This window comes from Myxococcales bacterium (assembly GCA_016706225.1).
Taxonomy (GTDB): domain Bacteria; phylum Myxococcota_A; class Polyangia; order Polyangiales; family Polyangiaceae; genus JADJKB01.
Window position 1 is genome coordinate 270976 of record JADJKB010000022.1, and the last position, 17204, is coordinate 288179.

General features: G+C 67.2%; 15 protein-coding genes. 9 read left to right on the forward strand and 6 right to left on the reverse strand.

Annotated elements, in window-relative coordinates:
- Positions 1–144: 144 nt before the first annotated feature.
- Positions 145–624: a hypothetical protein gene (locus tag IPI67_32265; protein ID MBK7584852.1), complete on the reverse strand. Its 480-nt coding sequence runs from the start codon at positions 622–624 to the stop codon at positions 145–147.
- Positions 625–939: 315 nt separating this feature from the next.
- Here IPI67_32265 and IPI67_32270 point away from each other — a divergent pair, with 315 nt between their 5' ends.
- The 4 genes from IPI67_32270 to IPI67_32285 all read left to right on the forward strand — a co-directional run bounded on the left by IPI67_32270 (position 940) and on the right by IPI67_32285 (position 5016).
- Positions 940–2310: a DEAD/DEAH box helicase family protein gene (locus IPI67_32270; GenBank protein ID MBK7584853.1), complete on the forward strand. Its 1371-nt coding sequence runs from the start codon at positions 940–942 to the stop codon at positions 2308–2310.
- Positions 2282–3463, forward strand: coding sequence for a DUF790 family protein (locus tag IPI67_32275; GenBank protein ID MBK7584854.1), 1182 nt, complete (start codon positions 2282–2284; stop codon positions 3461–3463). Before IPI67_32270 ends, IPI67_32275 begins: the two co-directional genes overlap by 29 nt.
- Positions 3441–4040 carry a Uma2 family endonuclease gene (locus IPI67_32280; GenBank protein ID MBK7584855.1) on the forward strand — a complete coding sequence of 200 codons (600 nt, stop codon included), beginning with the start codon at positions 3441–3443 and terminating at the stop codon, positions 4038–4040. The genes IPI67_32275 and IPI67_32280 overlap by 23 nt, the downstream gene beginning before the upstream one ends.
- 172 nt (positions 4041–4212) lie before the next feature.
- The gene (locus IPI67_32285) at positions 4213–5016 is read left to right on the forward strand and encodes a hypothetical protein (protein MBK7584856.1); all 804 of its coding nucleotides are present in this window, start codon (positions 4213–4215) and stop codon (positions 5014–5016) included.
- A 442-nt stretch (positions 5017–5458) separates the two neighbouring features.
- Here IPI67_32285 and IPI67_32290 read toward each other — a convergent pair whose 3' ends face one another.
- From IPI67_32290 to IPI67_32310, 5 genes are read right to left on the reverse strand one after another with little or no spacing between them, the layout of a single operon-like run.
- On the reverse strand, positions 5459–6922 hold the full coding sequence (locus tag IPI67_32290) for an NADH-quinone oxidoreductase subunit N (GenBank protein ID MBK7584857.1): 1464 nt from the start codon (positions 6920–6922) through the stop codon (positions 5459–5461).
- On the reverse strand, positions 6919–8526 hold the full coding sequence (locus tag IPI67_32295; GenBank protein ID MBK7584858.1) for an NADH-quinone oxidoreductase subunit M: 1608 nt from the start codon (positions 8524–8526) through the stop codon (positions 6919–6921). Before IPI67_32295 ends, IPI67_32290 begins: the two co-directional genes overlap by 4 nt.
- Positions 8523–10346, reverse strand: coding sequence for an NADH-quinone oxidoreductase subunit L (gene nuoL / locus IPI67_32300; GenBank protein ID MBK7584859.1), 1824 nt, complete (start codon positions 10344–10346; stop codon positions 8523–8525). The genes IPI67_32295 and nuoL overlap by 4 nt, the downstream gene beginning before the upstream one ends.
- A gap of 8 nt (positions 10347–10354) precedes the next feature.
- The gene (nuoK, locus tag IPI67_32305; GenBank protein MBK7584860.1) at positions 10355–10657 is read right to left on the reverse strand and encodes an NADH-quinone oxidoreductase subunit NuoK; all 303 of its coding nucleotides are present in this window, start codon (positions 10655–10657) and stop codon (positions 10355–10357) included.
- Positions 10654–11196, reverse strand: a complete 543-nt coding sequence (locus tag IPI67_32310; GenBank protein ID MBK7584861.1) for an NADH-quinone oxidoreductase subunit J — start codon at positions 11194–11196, stop codon at positions 10654–10656. Before IPI67_32310 ends, nuoK begins: the two co-directional genes overlap by 4 nt.
- 266 nt (positions 11197–11462) lie before the next feature.
- Between IPI67_32310 and IPI67_32315 the strand changes: the two genes are divergently transcribed.
- From IPI67_32315 to IPI67_32335, 5 genes are all read left to right on the forward strand, one after another.
- Complete coding sequence (locus IPI67_32315) at positions 11463–11720, forward strand: hypothetical protein (GenBank protein ID MBK7584862.1); 258 nt, start codon at positions 11463–11465, stop codon at positions 11718–11720.
- Positions 11721–11757: 37 nt separating this feature from the next.
- A complete protein-coding gene (locus IPI67_32320) occupies positions 11758–12249 on the forward strand; it encodes a hypothetical protein (protein MBK7584863.1) in 492 nt (163 codons plus the stop codon).
- 61 nt (positions 12250–12310) lie between these two features.
- Positions 12311–13951, forward strand: coding sequence for a hypothetical protein (locus IPI67_32325; protein ID MBK7584864.1), 1641 nt, complete (start codon positions 12311–12313; stop codon positions 13949–13951).
- Between the two features lie 202 nt (positions 13952–14153).
- Complete coding sequence (locus IPI67_32330) at positions 14154–16433, forward strand: DUF3160 domain-containing protein (GenBank protein MBK7584865.1); 2280 nt, start codon at positions 14154–14156, stop codon at positions 16431–16433.
- 105 nt (positions 16434–16538) lie between these two features.
- Positions 16539–17090, forward strand: coding sequence for a hypothetical protein (locus IPI67_32335; GenBank protein ID MBK7584866.1), 552 nt, complete (start codon positions 16539–16541; stop codon positions 17088–17090).
- Positions 17091–17204 lie beyond the last annotated feature (114 nt).

Here is a 17204-nt window from a genome sequence, read left to right on the forward strand (position 1 = left end):
AAACGCCTCTGATGAACCGGAGGCTCGCGCGCTCACCGGGCGAGCAGCTCCTCCAGTGCGTACAGCGTCTTCTGCGAAATCGCGCGAGCGGGTAGAAGCGCTCGAGGATCACCACGGCTGGTCGTGAGACTCCAGGGGTTCGTGTCAGCCTTGCCCGCGCTGAACCGGCCCAGGCAGCACCGGCGCGCTGAGCGGAACGCCCGTGAAGCGGACGAAGTGACTCGTGCCCCCGATCGCTTTCTCGACGACGTGTGCGACACCTACACCGATGCCTTCGAAATAGAAGAAGGCAGCAAATTCTCCCTTCGCACCGCTCGCGAAGCCGTGCCAAAATCGAAGGGCCTCGATTTGGAAGAACGCCGACTCGGCGATCTCGAAACCCGGCAGCGTGCGCTTCAGCGTGGCCTCGACGATTCGGGACAAGAGCTCCGAGTTTGCGCTGCGGCTCGCTCGCCCGAGGTCGTCGAGGCTGGCGAGCTCGTCGTGGAAATACGTCACCGGTACGCTCAGGTCCCGGCTGTCAATGGTGAGCTGCTCGAGCGTGGCCAGGCGTGCATCGATGCTCCCGGATCCCGCATGGTGACGACCGGCGCTGCGCTTGATCTTACGCCCGAAGCTGCTCATGGACCGAAGCCTACACCGTCGCCGCGCGTTCTTGGCGCCCTCTTCTGTGTCCATCGAGCCCTGCGCGATGGCGCCTTCTCGCCGGCCGTTCGACCGCGGTCGCGCTGCGAGAGCGCACGAAAACAACAGTCGACTGGGCGGGTCCAGCGCAGCCGGTCGGCTGGCAGTGCGGCTTGGCCCGCGTCGCGCCGCGAGGTCGCCTGAATCCTTCGCCAGTAGTGGCGGAGGTTCGCCGCACTTCGCCACTTCGCCACCCCTGGTGGCCCCGATTCTTCGCGCAACATGCGCTGGTATGGCCCGTGCACCACGCGGGCCATGCGCCTTTCGTTCGAACACGGCACGCTGGTCATCTCCGAGCCGCCGGAGCTCGATCTCGGGTTTGCGCCAGGGGTCATGTGGGATCCGCGCGTGGCGCTGTGGCGAGCCCCGGCGCACTTTCACGCCGAGCTCACTCACACGTTGCGAGCAAAGAGGCTGCCGCTCGAAGACACCGTGCGTCCGGTGCCATCGGCACTATCGGCGCCGTGGACGGAGCCCACGCTCCGGCCGTACCAGAAGGGCGCGCTCCTGGCGTGGACGCTGGCGGAGCGCCGCGGGCTGGTGGTCTTGCCGACGGGGGCGGGCAAGACCCGCGTGGCCGTCGCGGCCCTGGCGGAACTTCGGCTGCCGGCGCTGGTCGTGGTGCCAACCCGCGCGCTGCTCGCGCAGTGGCACGCTGAGCTCGGCCGGGTGTGCCCGGAGCCCGTCGGGATCTGGGGCGACGGCGAGCGGAGGAACGGCACCGTGACCGTCGCGACGTTCGAGAGCGCCTACCGCCTCATGCCGGAGCTCGGCTCGCGCTTCGACGTCTTGATCGTCGATGAGGTGCATCACTTCGGGCTCGGCCAGCGCGACGAGCTCCTGGAGATGTGCGTGGCCCAGCACCGGCTGGGGCTCACCGCCACACCGCCCGATCCGGTCGCACTGGCGCGCCTCGATGGGCTCATCGGACCGGTGGTGTACGAGCTCGGTGTCGCAGATCTGACGGGGACGTACCTGGCCGACTTCGATCTGATCGAGCTGCGCCTGGCGCTCGATGCCGATGAGAGGCGCCGGTACCAGGAGGACCACGGGCGCTTCGTGACGGTGTTCAAGCCGTTCGCGCGACAGAACCCGAACGCAGCCTGGCAGGACTTCACCAGCGTGGCGATGCAGTCGGCTGAAGGCCGTGCGGCGCTCGCGGCCTGGAGGCGTAGCCGGCGCCTCCTGAGCTTGACGCGGAAGAAGCTCGCGGCGGTCCACGAGATCCTGCAGCGCCACCGGAGCTCGAAAGTGCTGGTCTTCACCGCCGACAACCACGCGGCCTACACCATTGCCCGGTGCGAGCTGATCACGCCCATCACCTGCGAGATCCGGCGCAAGGAACGCGCCCGCGCGCTGTCGGCCTTCCAGGAAGGTTCGCTGCGCGCGCTGGTCTCGTCGCGAGTGCTGAACGAGGGCATCGACGTGCCGGACGCCGACGTGGCGGTGATCGTCGGTGGTACGCTTGGCGAGCGAGAGCACGTGCAGCGCATCGGCCGCCTGCTCAGGCCCAGACCCGGCAAGCGCGCCACGGTCTACGAGCTGGTCAGCGCCGGCACTCGAGAGGTGGCGCAGTCGCGGGAGAGGAGGCGGGGCCTTGCTGCCGCGAGCGCTGCTGTCCGCTAGCGTCGGTCTCGATGGGGCCCTGGTCGTGCCGCGCTATCTAGGGCCGCGGGACGAGCCGTGGCTGCGAGCCCTGCTCGACGTCTATGCAGCCTTCGAAGGCAGGCCGCGGAGCGCGCTCGGCGAGCGCCTGGGGGAGCCGCTGGTGGTGCGCGCGCCCAAGGCACCCCTGCGGATGGCGCGCCACGTGCTCGACCGCGCAACGCGTTCGAAGCCTTGCAGGCCGGTGGCTCCCGAGGCCGTGCGGCGCGCCGTGTTTGGTCGCGCGGCGGAGGTGCCGGACCGCGCGGAGGTAATGGCGCTCGTCGCGCGGGAGCTCGAGCTCGAGCCCGAGGCGCTGGAGGAGCAGTTGTTCGGGGATCTGCGCTCGAGCGAGCGCGTCGGGCCAGTGCCCGCGGAGCTCTCAACGGTTGCGCTCGCACAGAACACGAACCTGGCCCTGGCCTCGGCGCTGCTCGGGCGCGCGCGGTCGCTGCGTGTGAAGGCGTTCGGCAATACGCGAGCGCTGGTGCGGCACGCGCAGCTGGTCGGCCTGATCTGCACGGCGGAAGCCAGCGCAGGCGGCGGCATCGTGCTGGACGTCTCCGGGCCGTTCGCGCTCTTCCGCCACACGCTGATCTATGGCAAGCGACTGGCGTCGCTGGTGCCGCGGGCGATGTGGTGCGAGCGCTTCGAGCTCGAGGCGAAGGTCTCGCTCGCGCCGGGAGCCGGGCTCGTGACCTACCGCCTGGACAACACGGCGCCGATTCCGGCGGGACGCGAGCTCGAGCGGTTCGACAGCGCCGTCGAGGCGCGCTTCGCAAGGGACTTCGCTCGGCTCGGCTCCGAGTGGGACCTGGTGCGCGAGCCGGAGCCGGTGCCCCTCAGCGGCGGGCGCGTACTCTTCCCCGACTTCGCCTTGGTGCACCGGCGGGACGCGCGGCGCGTGCTCGTGGAGATCGTGGGGTTCTGGACCGAGCGCTACCTCGCGGACAAGCTCGCACGATTGCGCGAAGCGCAGCTCGGCTCGCTGCTCTTGTGCGTCGACGAACGGCGCGGATGCCGCGACGACGCGCTGCCGCCAGGCGCGGAGATCGTACGCTTTCGAAGCAGGGTGTGTGCCGGCGAAGTGTTGGCGCGAATCGAGGAGCGAGATGACCGACTGGGTGACGCATGATACGTTTGCAGCAGAAATGCGCGTCGAAGAGCTGCTCGACCACGCTTCGCCACGGCGCCTCAGCCGGGACGAGTTCCAGCGCATGGGCGAACAAGGCTTCTTCCGGGACGAGCGCGTCGAGCTCATCGCGGGAGTGGTCGTCGAGATGAGCCCGGTGGGGCCGCCGCACTCGGACGAGATCTCCGTGCTCACCCGCATCTTGGTGCTGGGCGTCGGGGACCGGGCGGTGGTGCGCGTCCAGCTGCCGTTTGCCGCCGGCGACGACTCACAGCCGCAGCCCGATCTCGCGCTGGTAGCGCCGCGACGCTGGTCCGACCGGCATCCAGACCAGGCCTTCCTCTTGGTTGAGGTCGCGGAGTCGTCGCTCGCCTACGACCGCCGGGTCAAGGCGCGAGTCTATGCACTCTCGGGTGTCCCGGAGTACTGGGTGGTGGACGTCGTCGGCAAGCAGGTCGAGGTATTCGAAGCACCGGTCGCCGGGAGCTACACGAAGCACCGGCTCGTGCCGGCGACCGCGCAGCTCGCGCCGGCGGCGTTCCCGGACGTGCTCGTGGATCTCGGGGAGCTCTTCCAGTGACCGCCGCGACGCCCATGGGGCGCTTGACTCAGCCGAGGTCTCCGACGTTCGAGGCTCGACGCGAAAAAACTTCGCACGCTGGGTGCTGATGGCCCGCACCACCAAGGCCTGACCGCTCGTTCGAGGAGGCTGTCATTGACGGAGCCGGCCGGGCCTGCTTCGCTTTGAGATAATGCTCGGTCGCTTGCTCTGGTTCTCGACCTGTCTCGTCATTGCCGCATGTTCAGGCAACAGCTTCGAGGCGGAAGCGACCGGCGGCGCGAGCGGCGCGGGCGGAAACAATTCGGGCGGCGCGAGCGGCGCGGGCGGCACCGGGGCGACCGACACAGGGGGAGCAGGCGGCGCAGCGGGCGCCGCGGGCGGCGGCGGAACGGCCGGAGGCACCACCGCCGCGAGCTGCAAGCTCTGGCGCGCCAAGGGGATCAAGACCAGCGGCAAACAGCTGCTGACGCCGCTCGGCACCGCGCCGTTCGAGGCCTACTGCGAGATGACCGTCGATGGCGGCGGTTGGACACTCATCGCGCGCTCGGCCGGGGGCGGCGTGTCGGGCACGGGGTTCGGGTGGAAGCGCGGGGCGGGCTCCCTCGACCAGCCGAACACACCTTACTCCTTGGACCTGGACGCACACCGGGTCCTGTTTTCCGAAGTGCTGATTGCCGAGCGTGATGCTGACTTTGGCATCGTTCAGGGGTTCGTGATGCAAGTCGCCGCGAACTATTTGAAGACTTTCGCGAACCTTGCCTACGCCGTCAACCCAACTGCAACCACAGTGGTGGGGAGCTGCAAACCAAGCGGCGGAGTCAACATGCTCGCCTTCGCAGGGTTCACCGACGCGGGCGATCAGTTCTTCTTCCGCGACCACCCGGAGTTCGTGAACTTCGGTCTCTATCCCGACGGCTGGAACATGGCCATGACCGCGAGCTGCCAGGCCAACGCCTTCCTGGACGGCAAACCCGGAATGCTGTTCGTGCGTTAACTGGCGCGCCGCTCGGAGAGCAACGCCCGGCCGAGCCTGGGTCGCGGCTCCGCATCCCGACGCGCGCTCTGACGCCGCTCTTCGCCTCCACGGCGATCGCCCAGCGGGCAGCACTCACCACGCAGCTCGGTCAGAGTCAGCGGGCGACGCCCAGCCATTGCCGCGTGGTTCGCACACAGAACGACGAAGCCGTTCTTGAGCTCGTGGCGCCGGAGCACACGAAGATCTGCGATCCCGCACACTGCGCAGGGTCCCGCCAGACTGTGTCCCCGCTCCAGACGTCGACAACAGGCAGGGCAGCGCGCCCGACGCAGCCGCGCCGTGGGACGAGCACAAGACCCGCAGAGCTTCACGCGCCGAGCTAAGCCAGAAATCCCAGCAAGCGGCCAAGAATCGGGCTCAATTGACCCCGGAAAGGCCGGGTGGGCGCTCGCGCTGAGGCTCAAGGCAGCGAAGCTTGCCGCGCCGTCACGAACGGCTGCGTCGCCCGAGCCGCGTCGTCGAGCACGATGCGGGGCCAGGCGCCGAAGGCAACGACCCCCACCAGGCACAGCGCCAGCGAGATCGCCAAGCCCGGCGCCGCCCGCAGCTCCACGTCGTGCTTCGGGGGTTTCATGTACATCGCGCGGGCGATCTGCATGTAATAAAAGAGCCCGACCACCGCGAGCACCGCGCCGAGGATCACGAGCGCGTAGAACCCACTCTGCCACGCGGCGATGAACACGTTGAGCTTGGCCCAGAACCCGACCACGAACGGGATCCCCGCCAGGGAAAGCAGGAACACCAGCATTGCGAACGCGAGGGTCGGGGAGCGTTTCCACATGCCCTCGAACGCCGAGAGCGACGAGTCGCCAGTCTCGCGCTCGACGACCTCGACGATCTGGAACGCTCCGATGTTCGTGACCAGGTACGCCACGAAGTAAAAGAGCAGCATCGTCGTGCCCGCGGTGCCGGAGACGAACGCCATCAGCATGTAACCGATGTGACCGATGCCCGAGTACGCCAGCAGACGCTTCACGTCGGTCTGCACCACCGCCAGCAAGTTGCCCAAGATCATGCTGACCAGAGACAGCGCCAACATCACGGGCTGCCATTCGCTCTCTGCCTGGGCAAAACCATGGTGGAAGAGCGTGGCGAGGGCGGCAAAACCCGCCAGCTTCGGCGCCACGGACAGAAACGCCACGAACGGTGTGGGCGCGCCCTGGTAGGTGTCCGGCACCCACATGTGGAAGGGCACGACGCCAATCTTGAAGGCCATGCCGGCCAGCACCAGCATCACGCCCACCACGAACAGCGGCGTCATGGTCGTGTGGGCGATGACGTCGATGCGCGTCGAGCCGCTCATGCCGTAGACGAACGACAGCCCGAAGAACGTGATCGCCGCGCTGACCGCGCCGACCAGGTACAGCTTGAGCCCGGCTTCGGGACCGTCTTTCCCGACACCCCTCGGGTCGTCGGTCTTGGCGAAGGCGGCCAGCACGAACAGCGGCAACCCCATCAGCTCGAAGGCCACGATCAAGAGCACGAGATCCCGAGCGCCCGGCAAGAGGGTCATGCCGAGCACGCTGCACATGAGCAGCAGGTAGTATTCACCCTGTCGGTGCGGCTGGCGCTTGGCGACGTGATCCAGACTGCCGAGCGTGGCGAGCAGCCCCGCAGCCAGGAACGCACGCTTGAAGAACAGCGACCAGTGGTCCCCGATGTAGGCCCCGCCGAACGCACTGCCGGAGAGGTCCATCTGGAACGAAGCGAACAGCGCTCCGGCGAAGGTGGCAGCCGGAATCACGCCGATCGCCCGGTTGGGTTTTTCGCCGGAGAACAGGTCCGCCAGGAACGTCAGCAAGATGCCAGCGCACAACGCGAGGTCGAGGCTGAGTGGAAGCAGGTCGATGACGGAGACGTTCATCGTTCACCTCCGGCGGCCGTGCTGGTGAAGATCTTCGCCGGCGCCTCGAGGGCGGCGCTCGTGCCCCTTCGGTGTTTGCCCTGCGCTCGAGCCAGGTACCCCGGCGTCGCCTTGTCGATGAAGTCGAGCACGATGACCGGGTAACAGCCGAACACGATGATACAGACGCCGAGAATGATGGGCGCGGCCCACTCGGTGCCGGTGGCGTCGCTCAGCTCGTGGAACTTGTCACTCGGTCCCGGGCCCCAGAAGATCTGGCGCACCGCTCGGAGCACGTAGACCGCGGTGATGAACGCGCCGAGGATGCCGGGGATCGCCCACCACCAGTGAGCGCTCTGCCAGGCGCCCAGGAAGACCAGGAGCTCCGAGACAAATCCTGCCGTGCCGGGCAGACCGAGGGACGAGAGCCCCGCCAGCGTGAAGAACACCGCGACCGCCGGCATCGATTTGGCGAAGCCGCCCATGCCGGGAACGTGGCGAGAGTGCGCGCGCTCGTAGACCAGGCCGACGAGCGCGAAGAACATGCCCGTCATGATGCCGTGGGCGAACATCTGGTAGATGGCGCCGTTCCAGCCGTTCGGTGTCAGCGTGGCCGCGCCCAGCATGACCACACCCATGTGGCTCACCGACGAGTAGGCGATGATGTACTTGAGGTCCTTCTGGCTCATCGCGCTGAGGGCGCCGTAGACCACGTTGATGACCGCGATGCCGCCGACCCAGGGAGCCCAGACCTGAGCGCCCTCGGGCAGCATCATCATGCCCACCCGCATCACCCCGAAGGCGCCGAGCTTCATCAGCACACCGGCGTGCAGCATGGACACGGCGGTCGGCGCAGAGGCGTGACCGTCGGGCGACCAGGTGTGGAATGGAAACACGCCGCCGAGCGAGCCGAAGCCAAGCCACAGGAAGGGGAACGCCCAGAGCTGTAGATCCCTGCTGTACGGATGGTCGCCGAGCACCGCCATGTCGAAGGTGCGCGCGCCGGCGGCCAGGTACATCGCGATGATGGCGACCAGGATGAAGGCGGAGCCGACCAGCAGCATCAGCGTCAGCTTCATCGCCGCGTATTCGCGCCCGCCGATGTCGAGCAGCCTCCACACGAACTTGAAGGGACCGGCCTCGGTCACCGCGTGGCTCGAGCCCCAGATGCCGATCAAGAGGTACATCGGCAGCACGGCGATCTCGTAGAACAGGAAGAACACGAACAGGTCCTGCGACACGAACACACCGAACACACCAGCGACCAGCACCAGCAGAAAGACGAAGAACTCTTTGCCGCGCTCCTTCAGCGTCCAGCTGGCGAGCACTCCGGCGGTGATGATGATGCCGGTGAGCAAGAGCAGCGACACCCCCCAGCCATCGACGGCGAGTGAGATCCGGATGCCGAGCGACGGCACGAGCGGGTAACTCTCCGCCAGCTGCAGTCCACCCTTGTCGAGGTCGTACAGCCGCGCGACCTGCACGCTGCCGACGAGCGACACGAGCGCACCCGCGAGGGACACCAGGCGCACCAGCTGCCGCTGGGTGTCCGGCACGAGGAACAGCACCACCGCCGCGACGAACGGCGCCGCGATGATCAGGCTGAGCAACGGCAGGCCCATCATCGGAGGATCCCCCAGGTCGCGAGCACGACGGCACCGGCGATCACGGCGTACACGTAGTCTGCCGCGTTACCGGTCTGCAGCTTGCGGGCCCGGCGTCCGCCCATGATGGTGGCCCAGGCCAGAAAGTTCATCACGCCGTCGACGACGTAGCGGTCGAACCAACCGACGATGTTGGCGAGGCCGAGCGCGAGCTTGTGGAAGGCAAACAGGTACAGTTTGTCGACCGCTCCGGAGCGGGCAACCTGAGCAACCGGCGCGAGGAAAGCGAAGCTCGACTCCGGCAACCAACGCGCACCGTAGACGGCGTACGCAAGCACGAGGCCTGCCAGGCCGAGCACGGAGGCGGCCCCGCCGACGGCGCCCAGGTGGAAGTGATATTCGACGCCGTAGAGACCGGCGAAGCGCTTGCCGAAGTACCCCAGGCCAACGGACAGGACGGCGAGCAGCACCAGAGGCGCGAGCATACTGGGCCCGCTCTCGTGGGCGGCCTGGGTCTTCTTGGTGGCCTTGCCGAAGAAGGCCAGGAAAACCACGCGCCCCATGTAGAAGGCGGTCAAGAAGGCCGCGATCATCAGCATGCCGAGCGGCCCGTAGGCGTGGTGCTCGTACAGCGCCTCGAGGATCAGATCTTTGCTGAAGAAGCCGGCCAGGCCCGGCACTCCCGCCAGCGCCAGCGCACCGAAGATGAACGTCACCGCCGTGACCTTCATCTTGGGCCACAGATAGCCCATGTCCGCGAGCTCGTTGGAGTGCACCGCGTGGATCACACTGCCGGCACCGAGGAAGAGCAGCGCCTTGAACGCGGCGTGGGTCGTGAGGTGGAAATATCCGCCCATCAACGAGCCCGCGCCCAGCGCGCTCACCATGTACCCGAGCTGGGAGCAGGTCGAGTAGGCGAGCACCTTCTTGATGTCGGTCTGCACGACGGCGATGATCGCGGCAAAGAGCGCCGTGAACGCCCCGAGCCAGGTCATCAGCTCACGCACCGGCAGCGCCTGGAACAGCGGATTGGCGCGCACGATCAGGTAGACGCCGGCGGCCACCATGGTGGCGGCGTGCAGCAGCGCGGAGACCGGCGTCGGGCCTTCCATCGCGTCCGGCAGCCAGATGTGCAGCGGGAACTGCGCGCTCTTACCCATCACCGCCAAGAACAGCCCGAACCCGATCCACATGTGAAGCGTCGGATCCGTGGGAGCCGTCCAGCCGAACCCACCCGTCGAGACGAACAACAGCACCACACCAGCCACGAAGCCCATGTCGGCGAGCTTGGTGGTCCAGAAGGCTTTGACGGCCGCGCGCGCGGCGCTGGGTTTCTGCCAGTAGAAACCGATCAGCAAATAACTGGTGAGGCCGACCAGCTCCCAGCCAGCGAACAACTGGAGCACGTTCGGCGCGAGGACCAGCGTGTTCATGCTGAAGATGAACAGCGAGTGGTAGCCGAAGTAGCGACCAAACGCGGCGGGTGGCTCGTCCGCCATGTAGCCGAGGGAGAAGACCTGCACCGAGGTCGCCACGGTCGTCACGACGACCAGCATCGGCACGCTGATGCCGTCGATGCGCACACCGATGTCGGCGATGGTCTGACCGCTCGAGGGCAACCAACGCACCGTCTGGATCAAGATGTCGGACGGCGCGCGCAGCTGCCGCAGCATCAAGAACACGGCGCCGACCAGCGACAGGGCGGCGGCGAGGATGGCCAGATACGCCGCCGGTTTGCCGGCCTTGCGCAGCGGGACGGCCACTGCAATGACAAACGCCGCCGCGAGCGGGGCGAAGAGCGCGACGAGCGCCCAGGCGACGGGTGAAAGTCCGAACAGCATGCCGAGGCTCACCCTTTCAACGCCCGAGCGCCGTCGACCAGCACGTCTTTCTGGGACCGGTAGAGCAGGATCACCAGCGCGAGGCCCACCACCACCTCTGCCACGGTGAGCGCGATGGCAAAGACCGCAAAAACCTGGCCGACGGAGCTCTGATGATAGTGCGAGAACGCCACGAAGTTGATGTTCACGGCGTTCATCATCAGCTCGACGCTGAGCAAGATGCCGATCACGTTGCGACGCGAGATGACGCCGTAGATACCAACGGAGAACAGCGCCGCGCTGAGCAAGAGGACAGGCTGGAGCGGCATCAGGTCGCCTTCCTCCCGCGGACGGGCATGACGCGCTCCGTCTCCGCGCCGAAGTCGGCTTTCCGGGCCAGCACGATGGCGCCGATCATCGCAATGAGCAGCAGGATGCTCAGCACCTCGAACGCCAGGAGGTGCTCGGTCAGGAAGGCGTGGCCGATCTCCTGGGTCGCGACCATGCGCCCCGGGCCGGTGGGCAGCCCCGGAGTCCGGTAGATGGCGGCGGCAACGACCCCGAACAGAACCGAGCCCGCGAGCACGCCCGGCACACGCCGGCTCCCGGTGCTCTCGTTCTCGATCATCAAACGCTCGTGGCGGCGTGTGAGCATGACGCCGAAGAGCATCAGGGTGATGACTCCGCCCGTGTAGAGCAGGATCTGGATGCCGGCGAGGAACGGTGCCTGGAGCAGCACGAAGAGCGCAGCCGTCGTGGCCAACGTGACCGCCAGCCAGAGCACGGCGTGAACGAGGTTCTTGCTGAGGACCACGAACAGCGCCGACGAGAGCAGGCAAGCCGCGACGATGCCGAATGCGATGGGGTCCATGACCAGGGCGCCGACCCGGGGTTTCACCTCTCTCGGTGGGCCGTGGTCGACGCGGGCGCGGAGGGTACTCTCGGGTCCATTGAGCCGTCAGCCCCTGATCTCGGGTTTTTCACCGGGATTTCGGCTGGGGCCGGAATTCCGCGGCGTCGGTCGGGGGGGCAAGGCCGAAGGCGGGCCGCCGCCCGCGAAATAAATGGCGCCGGGGCCGCGAACGATCCCCGACGGCGGCCATCGGGGCCGTCTGGCGAAAGGCAACGGACCCTCTGATGAACTCGCTCCCCTCGCACGCACCCGGTGAACTCGACGCCACGGATTTCTTCGCGATCGTGCTCAGCGTGCTGGCCCCGGGACTCGGCCACGTCGTGCTGGGTCAGGTCGCCAAGGGCCTGGTGATCATGGCCCTGGTCATCGCGTCCTGCGGCGTGGGGTACATCGTGTCGGCCATCGTCGCCCTCGATGCGTTCATGGTGGCCAAGGCCCGACGCCGCCGGGCAATCGGGGACTGGGAGCTCTTCCCCGAATAGCGCAGCGCTCCAAACCGGCGTGGTACCTTGCCTTCGCATGCGGGGTTCGAGGTCCACTCCGGTCGCCGCGGTCGCGCTCGTGCTCTGGGTCAGCGGCTGCGATTCAACACGTCCAACGCCGCCGACGCCGCCCTTGGCGGAGCCGGAGGGCCCGCGTACGACCACGTCAGTCGCTCCGCCAGAGAATGTGGCTCCCCCACCCGCGACCGCCGCTCCTTCACCGACCCAGCCCGCGGAAGAACCCGACAAGAAGGGGCTCGAGCTCGTGCCGGGCAAACGCAAGCTGGTGGTCCGCTACCGCGAGGCGCTGCCCTGCGACGCGGTCTACGAGTACCGAACGAACGTGCGGGGCAAGGTCATCAGCGTAGATGCGATCGACGTCTACAAGGGCTCGCTGCGCGTCGCCTGTGCCTCACCCCGCACGCTGGAGACGACGCTGGAGGGCCTCGCCCCGGGGGAATACCGAGTGAAAATGAACCCCGGCCCGGGCTGGGGTGTGATCGAGGGGCAAGCCAAAATCACGCCCTGACGCGGCGGCGGGAGTGCGAGGCGTTCGAGCGCGCCGGGCCATCATGCTACGAGACTTTCACGTGCCCTTCCGAGCGAAGATCGCCCTCCTGATTGCGCTGCTCGTCGCCCTGGTCGGCGGCTCGGCGGCAGCGGCCAAGTCCCGTGACGTGGCCGCCAAGAAGCAGATCGACGAGGCGATCAACGAGCACTACGTCACCACCAACTTCAATCGGGCCGAGAAGGTCCTGCTCGGCGCGATCAAGACCTGCGGTGGGCAGTGCAGCCCCGCGGTGACCGCGAAGGCGTGGATGTACATCGGCATCGTGCGCGGTAGCGGCAAGAACGATCAGAAGGGCGCGCGTGAAGCCTTTGTCAACGCCATCGCCTCCGATGCCGGAGTGGAGCTGGACGCCGCGCTGGCCACGCCGCAGACCAAGAAGACCTTCAACGCCATCAAGCGCACTCGCCCGAGCGGTGTCAGCTCACCGAGCGAAACCGACAGCGTCGATCTCGAGGAGCCCGAGAGCACCGGGGGCTCGATGGACTGCTCACTCAAGGTGACCGAGGTCCAGACCCGGCGCCCGATCCCGATCGCCTGCCGCGGCGGCGAGGGCGCCAAGAAGATCGATCTGCGTTACAAATTCGGAGGGGGCGGCTGGAAGACCCTCAAGATGAAGAAGAAGCGTGGCGCTCTGCAGGCCACGATCCCCTGCAAGGATCTGCAGCGGAAGGGCACCTTGCGCTTCTACGTCCGCGGCGTGGATGGCAACGGTGACCCGGTGGACGGCTACGCAAAGAAGAGCAAACCCATCGAGATTGACATCGTCAAGCGAACCGAAGAAGAGCCGCCGTCGTTCCCCGACAAGGCTCCACCCGGGCGCTGTCCGCAATCCGAGGAGACGGAGGCCGCGGACTGTGAGTCGAGCGACGACTGCGACGGCGGGCTCAGCTGTAATGAAGGGAAATGCGCCGCGGCGAAGAAGAAACACGGCGCGGCCAAAGAGAGCTGGCTCGGCCTGCATTTCGCCTACGATTTCGCCTTCACCGGTGGCAAGGAGGTGTGCTCGCAGGAGAGCCAGCTGAACAACGGTTTTGCCTGTTACCACCAGGACACCGAAGAGCAGTACCGCTTCGACCCGCATCCCACGTACGCGGACGAGATCAAGAGCGGCATAGCCCCCGCGACCGCGCGCGCGTTGATCTCGTTCGATCAGCTGGCCACCCCGAACCTCAGCGTTGGTGCGCGCGTGGGTTACGCGTTTGGTGGCGGCCCGCCATCGGGCAAGAAGAAGGACGCGAAGTTCTTGCCCTTCCACGCCGAGCTGCGCGGTTCCTACTGGTTCGGTGACAAGCCCTTTGCGGATTCCGGCTTGCGCCCGTACGTCGGAGCCCAGGGCGGCGCCGCACAGGTCGACGCAAAGCTGCCGGTGAAGATCGGCGATTGTGCAGGCGTCCCCGGCGGACCGGCGAGCAAACCGGGCGCAACGATCGCCAAGGACGGCGCCTACTACGACGCCTGCAAACGCGGGAACGCGCCGCCGGTGCCGCTGAAGCTCGATGCGTACAAGAAACTCGGCAAGGCGTTCATCGGTCTCCACGCCGGCATCGTGTACGCGGTCAGCGCCGACAGCGGGCTCCAGCTCAACGTCAACTTCATGCAGATGCTGCCGACGAGCGGACAGGTGATCGAGCCGTCGCTGGGGTACGTCGTCGGGTTGTGACGCGCGCCGCCTGACCTCAGTGGGGCACGCTACGCAGGATCTGCTCGAATCGGGAGAGGTGAGCTTCGCCCTCCAGAGCTGCGCTGAGCTGGGCGAGCGTTGTAGGGCCGCCAGCTCCTCCGGGCTGGCACGCACGCTGCACAGCTGTGGTGTGCCAATTTTGCCCCGAGGCAGAACGGCGTCCGTACCCCGGAGGGCCCCCATGAAATCCCTGAAGAATGCAGCTTCCCTCATCGCGGTGGTGTTGGCGGGGGTGCTCACCGGTTGTGGCACACCGGACGAGTCGGACACGCCGATCACCCATGTTCCCGGCGGGCCCACACCCAGCCAACCACTCACCCCGGGCAAAGCCGTGACCACCCAGCTCGCGACAGGGGATGCCGCGGAGCTCGAGAAGCTGACCGCGGAGCTCGCGGCGGTCGCGAACCTGGACGCCCAAGGGTTCGCCACGAAGTACGCGGTGCCCTTCAGCACCTCCCTCGACTACTCGCCGCTCACGGCGGCGGGCCTCGACCTGATCCAGAAGTCGGCGCTCGCGCTCCCCAGCGCCGAGCAGAACACCCTGGGCAAGCGCGGCTTCGTGATCAGCGAGAACCGCCGGTTTCCCAGCTTCGTCTATGGCTACCAGAGCATCTACCTCGAAGACCTGCCGGTCTACGTGTCGGCGGACTCGATCTTGTACGCCGTGCACCAGTCCTATGACTCGCTCTTGATGCGGGTGGAAATGTACGCGCTGATCCCGACGCTCACGCGCTTGCTGGGGAGCATGCGCGCCGAGCTTCAGCAAGGCGCAGGCAGCGCCCTTGGTGCCCAAGCGCGCGCCGACGCCGACCTGTACCTGTGTGTGGCGATGAGCCTGCTCGGCGGTAACGTCGTCGAGCCCGTGGCCGGTGCCAGCAAGGCGGAGGTCGGGTCACTGCTCGCCAGCGCGGTCGCGGCACAGGGCGAAAAGGCCATCATGCTGTTCGACGCCAAGCGCATCCTGGACTTCTCGCAGTTCAAGCCGCGTGGCCACTACACCGACCTCGCGGAGATGCAGCGCTATTTCCGCGCCATGATGTGGCTCGGGCGCATCGACTTCCGCATCCTCGAGACCCAAGAAGACGGCAGCCAGGTCTTTCACCGCCGCCAGCTGGAGGGCGCCTACACACTTCGGGCGCTGATGTCCGAGACGGCGCTCTCGGACTGGAAGCGCGTCGACGACACCATCGGCGCGTTCGTTGGTGAGCACGACAGCATGGTAGTGCCGGAGCTCGACGCACTGCTCGGAGACCTGGGCCTGAGTGCCGCCAAGGACCTCTCACAGACAACGGACGCGGTCATTGCCCAGGCGGTCGTCAGCGGTGGCTACGGTACGCAGCGCATTTCCAGCCACATCATGATCAACGGCCTTGGCAGCGGAACCCTCCCGCTGTCGAGCTCGTTCTTGCTGTTTGGCCAGCGCTACGTGCTCGACAGCCACGTGTTCAGCAACGTGGTCTATGACCGGGTGCAGCACGGCACACAGATGCGCATGCTGCCAGACCCGCTCGACGCAGCCTTCGCGGCCTTCGGCAACGATCAGGCCGGCCTGCTCTTGGGCCCGGAGCTCGACAAGTGGAAGTACGCGCCCGACCTCGCGTCGATGCGCGTGCTCGCGGACGCCCACCCGGCAGAGTACTGGGAAGGAAACCTCTACAATCTCTGGCTCGGCATGCTGCGCACGCTCGCGCCGAGCTCTCAGGTCCAGAGCCCGAAGGCGGTGGGTTTGCCGGCGGTGGCAGGGACCGAGGCCTGGGGTCGCCGCTTGCTCAACACCGAGCTCGCGTCGTGGGCGGAGCTACGCCACGACACCATTCTCTACGCCAAGCAGTCGTACACCGGAGGCGCCTCGTGTGAGTTCCCCGACGCCTACGTCGAGCCGTACCCGGAGTTTTTCGTCAAGCTCGGCGCGTTTGCAACGAAGGGCGCCAGCCTGATCGCCACACTCGACTTCAGCCAGCAGCCCTGGCTCGGCAAGGACACACAGGCGTACTTCGAAAACCTCGCCTTCGTCGCGGCGACCCTGGGCAAGATGGCCGAGAACCAGCGGACGGGCGCGCCGCACTCCGCCGAGCAGATGGAGTTCATCAACGATGCGGTGGTGGTGAGCGAGGGTTGTGGCGATCCGAGCTTCAGCTCTGGTTGGTACAAACAGCTGTTCTTCGACACGAGCCGCGGCCTGAAGCTCGATCCGACCATCGCGGACGTGCACACCCAGCCGACGGACGAAGCCGGCGGGATGGTCGGCAAGGTGCTGCACGTTGGAACCGGCATGCCTCGGCTGATGGTCGTCACGGTGGACACCTGCACCGGGCCACGTGCCTACGCGGGGCTCGTCTCCAGTTACTTCCAGCACCTGACCTCGAACTTCGAGCGGCTCACCGACGAGGACTGGTCGGCGGTAGTCAAGGCCAACACGCCGCCCGATGTGCCCTGGATGACCGACCTCGTCGTGCGCTGAGCGTGGGTTGACCACCCCTGATGGGTCGCGCCCCAAGTATTCGCACGCGCACGCGCGAAGCAGCCTATGTTCGCCGGTCGAGGATCCGAGAGGAGCTGGCTTTACATGAATAGTGTGAACTTGTTGGTGGTCGGCGGCGCACTGGCGCTCGCATTTGGCGCGGGCTGCGGCGGCGACGATGGCGGCGGGTCGGGCGGGAGCAGCACGGGCGGATCCGGTGGTGCCGGCACGGGCGGTAGCGGCACGGGCGGCAGCGGCACCGGCGGCAGCGGCACCGGCGGCGCGGCTGGCTCGGCCAGTGGTGGCGCAGCCGGCTCAGGCAGCGGCGGCGCAGCCGGTTCGGGCACGGGTGGCAGCAGCACCGGCGGCAGCGGCGGCGGCGGCGGCACACACCAGACCTGCACCGATGCGGGCGCCAAGCTGGCCGCCCAAGCGAAGAAACTCGGATGCACGGACAACTCCACCGAGATCAAGACCGGCTGCGAGGGTCTCTACACGGCCAACGCGTGCGTAGCCGAATGGGAGGCACTCATGGGCTGCGTACTCGCGTTACCGGACTCGGCCTGGGAGTGCGGCGGGAAGGGCACGCCGGACTTCAAGGCGGGCAACTGCACCGCGGAGCGGGCCGCATTCGACGGCTGCACCAAGCCGAAGTGACGCAGCAAGCACAAGGCCCACGCGGTCATTCGGCTCGCCGTCCAGCTGAAAGTAGCTGGCGGCGAGCCGAATGACCGCGCTCAGTCAGAGCGTTTTCGCTTCGACTTTCCCCGA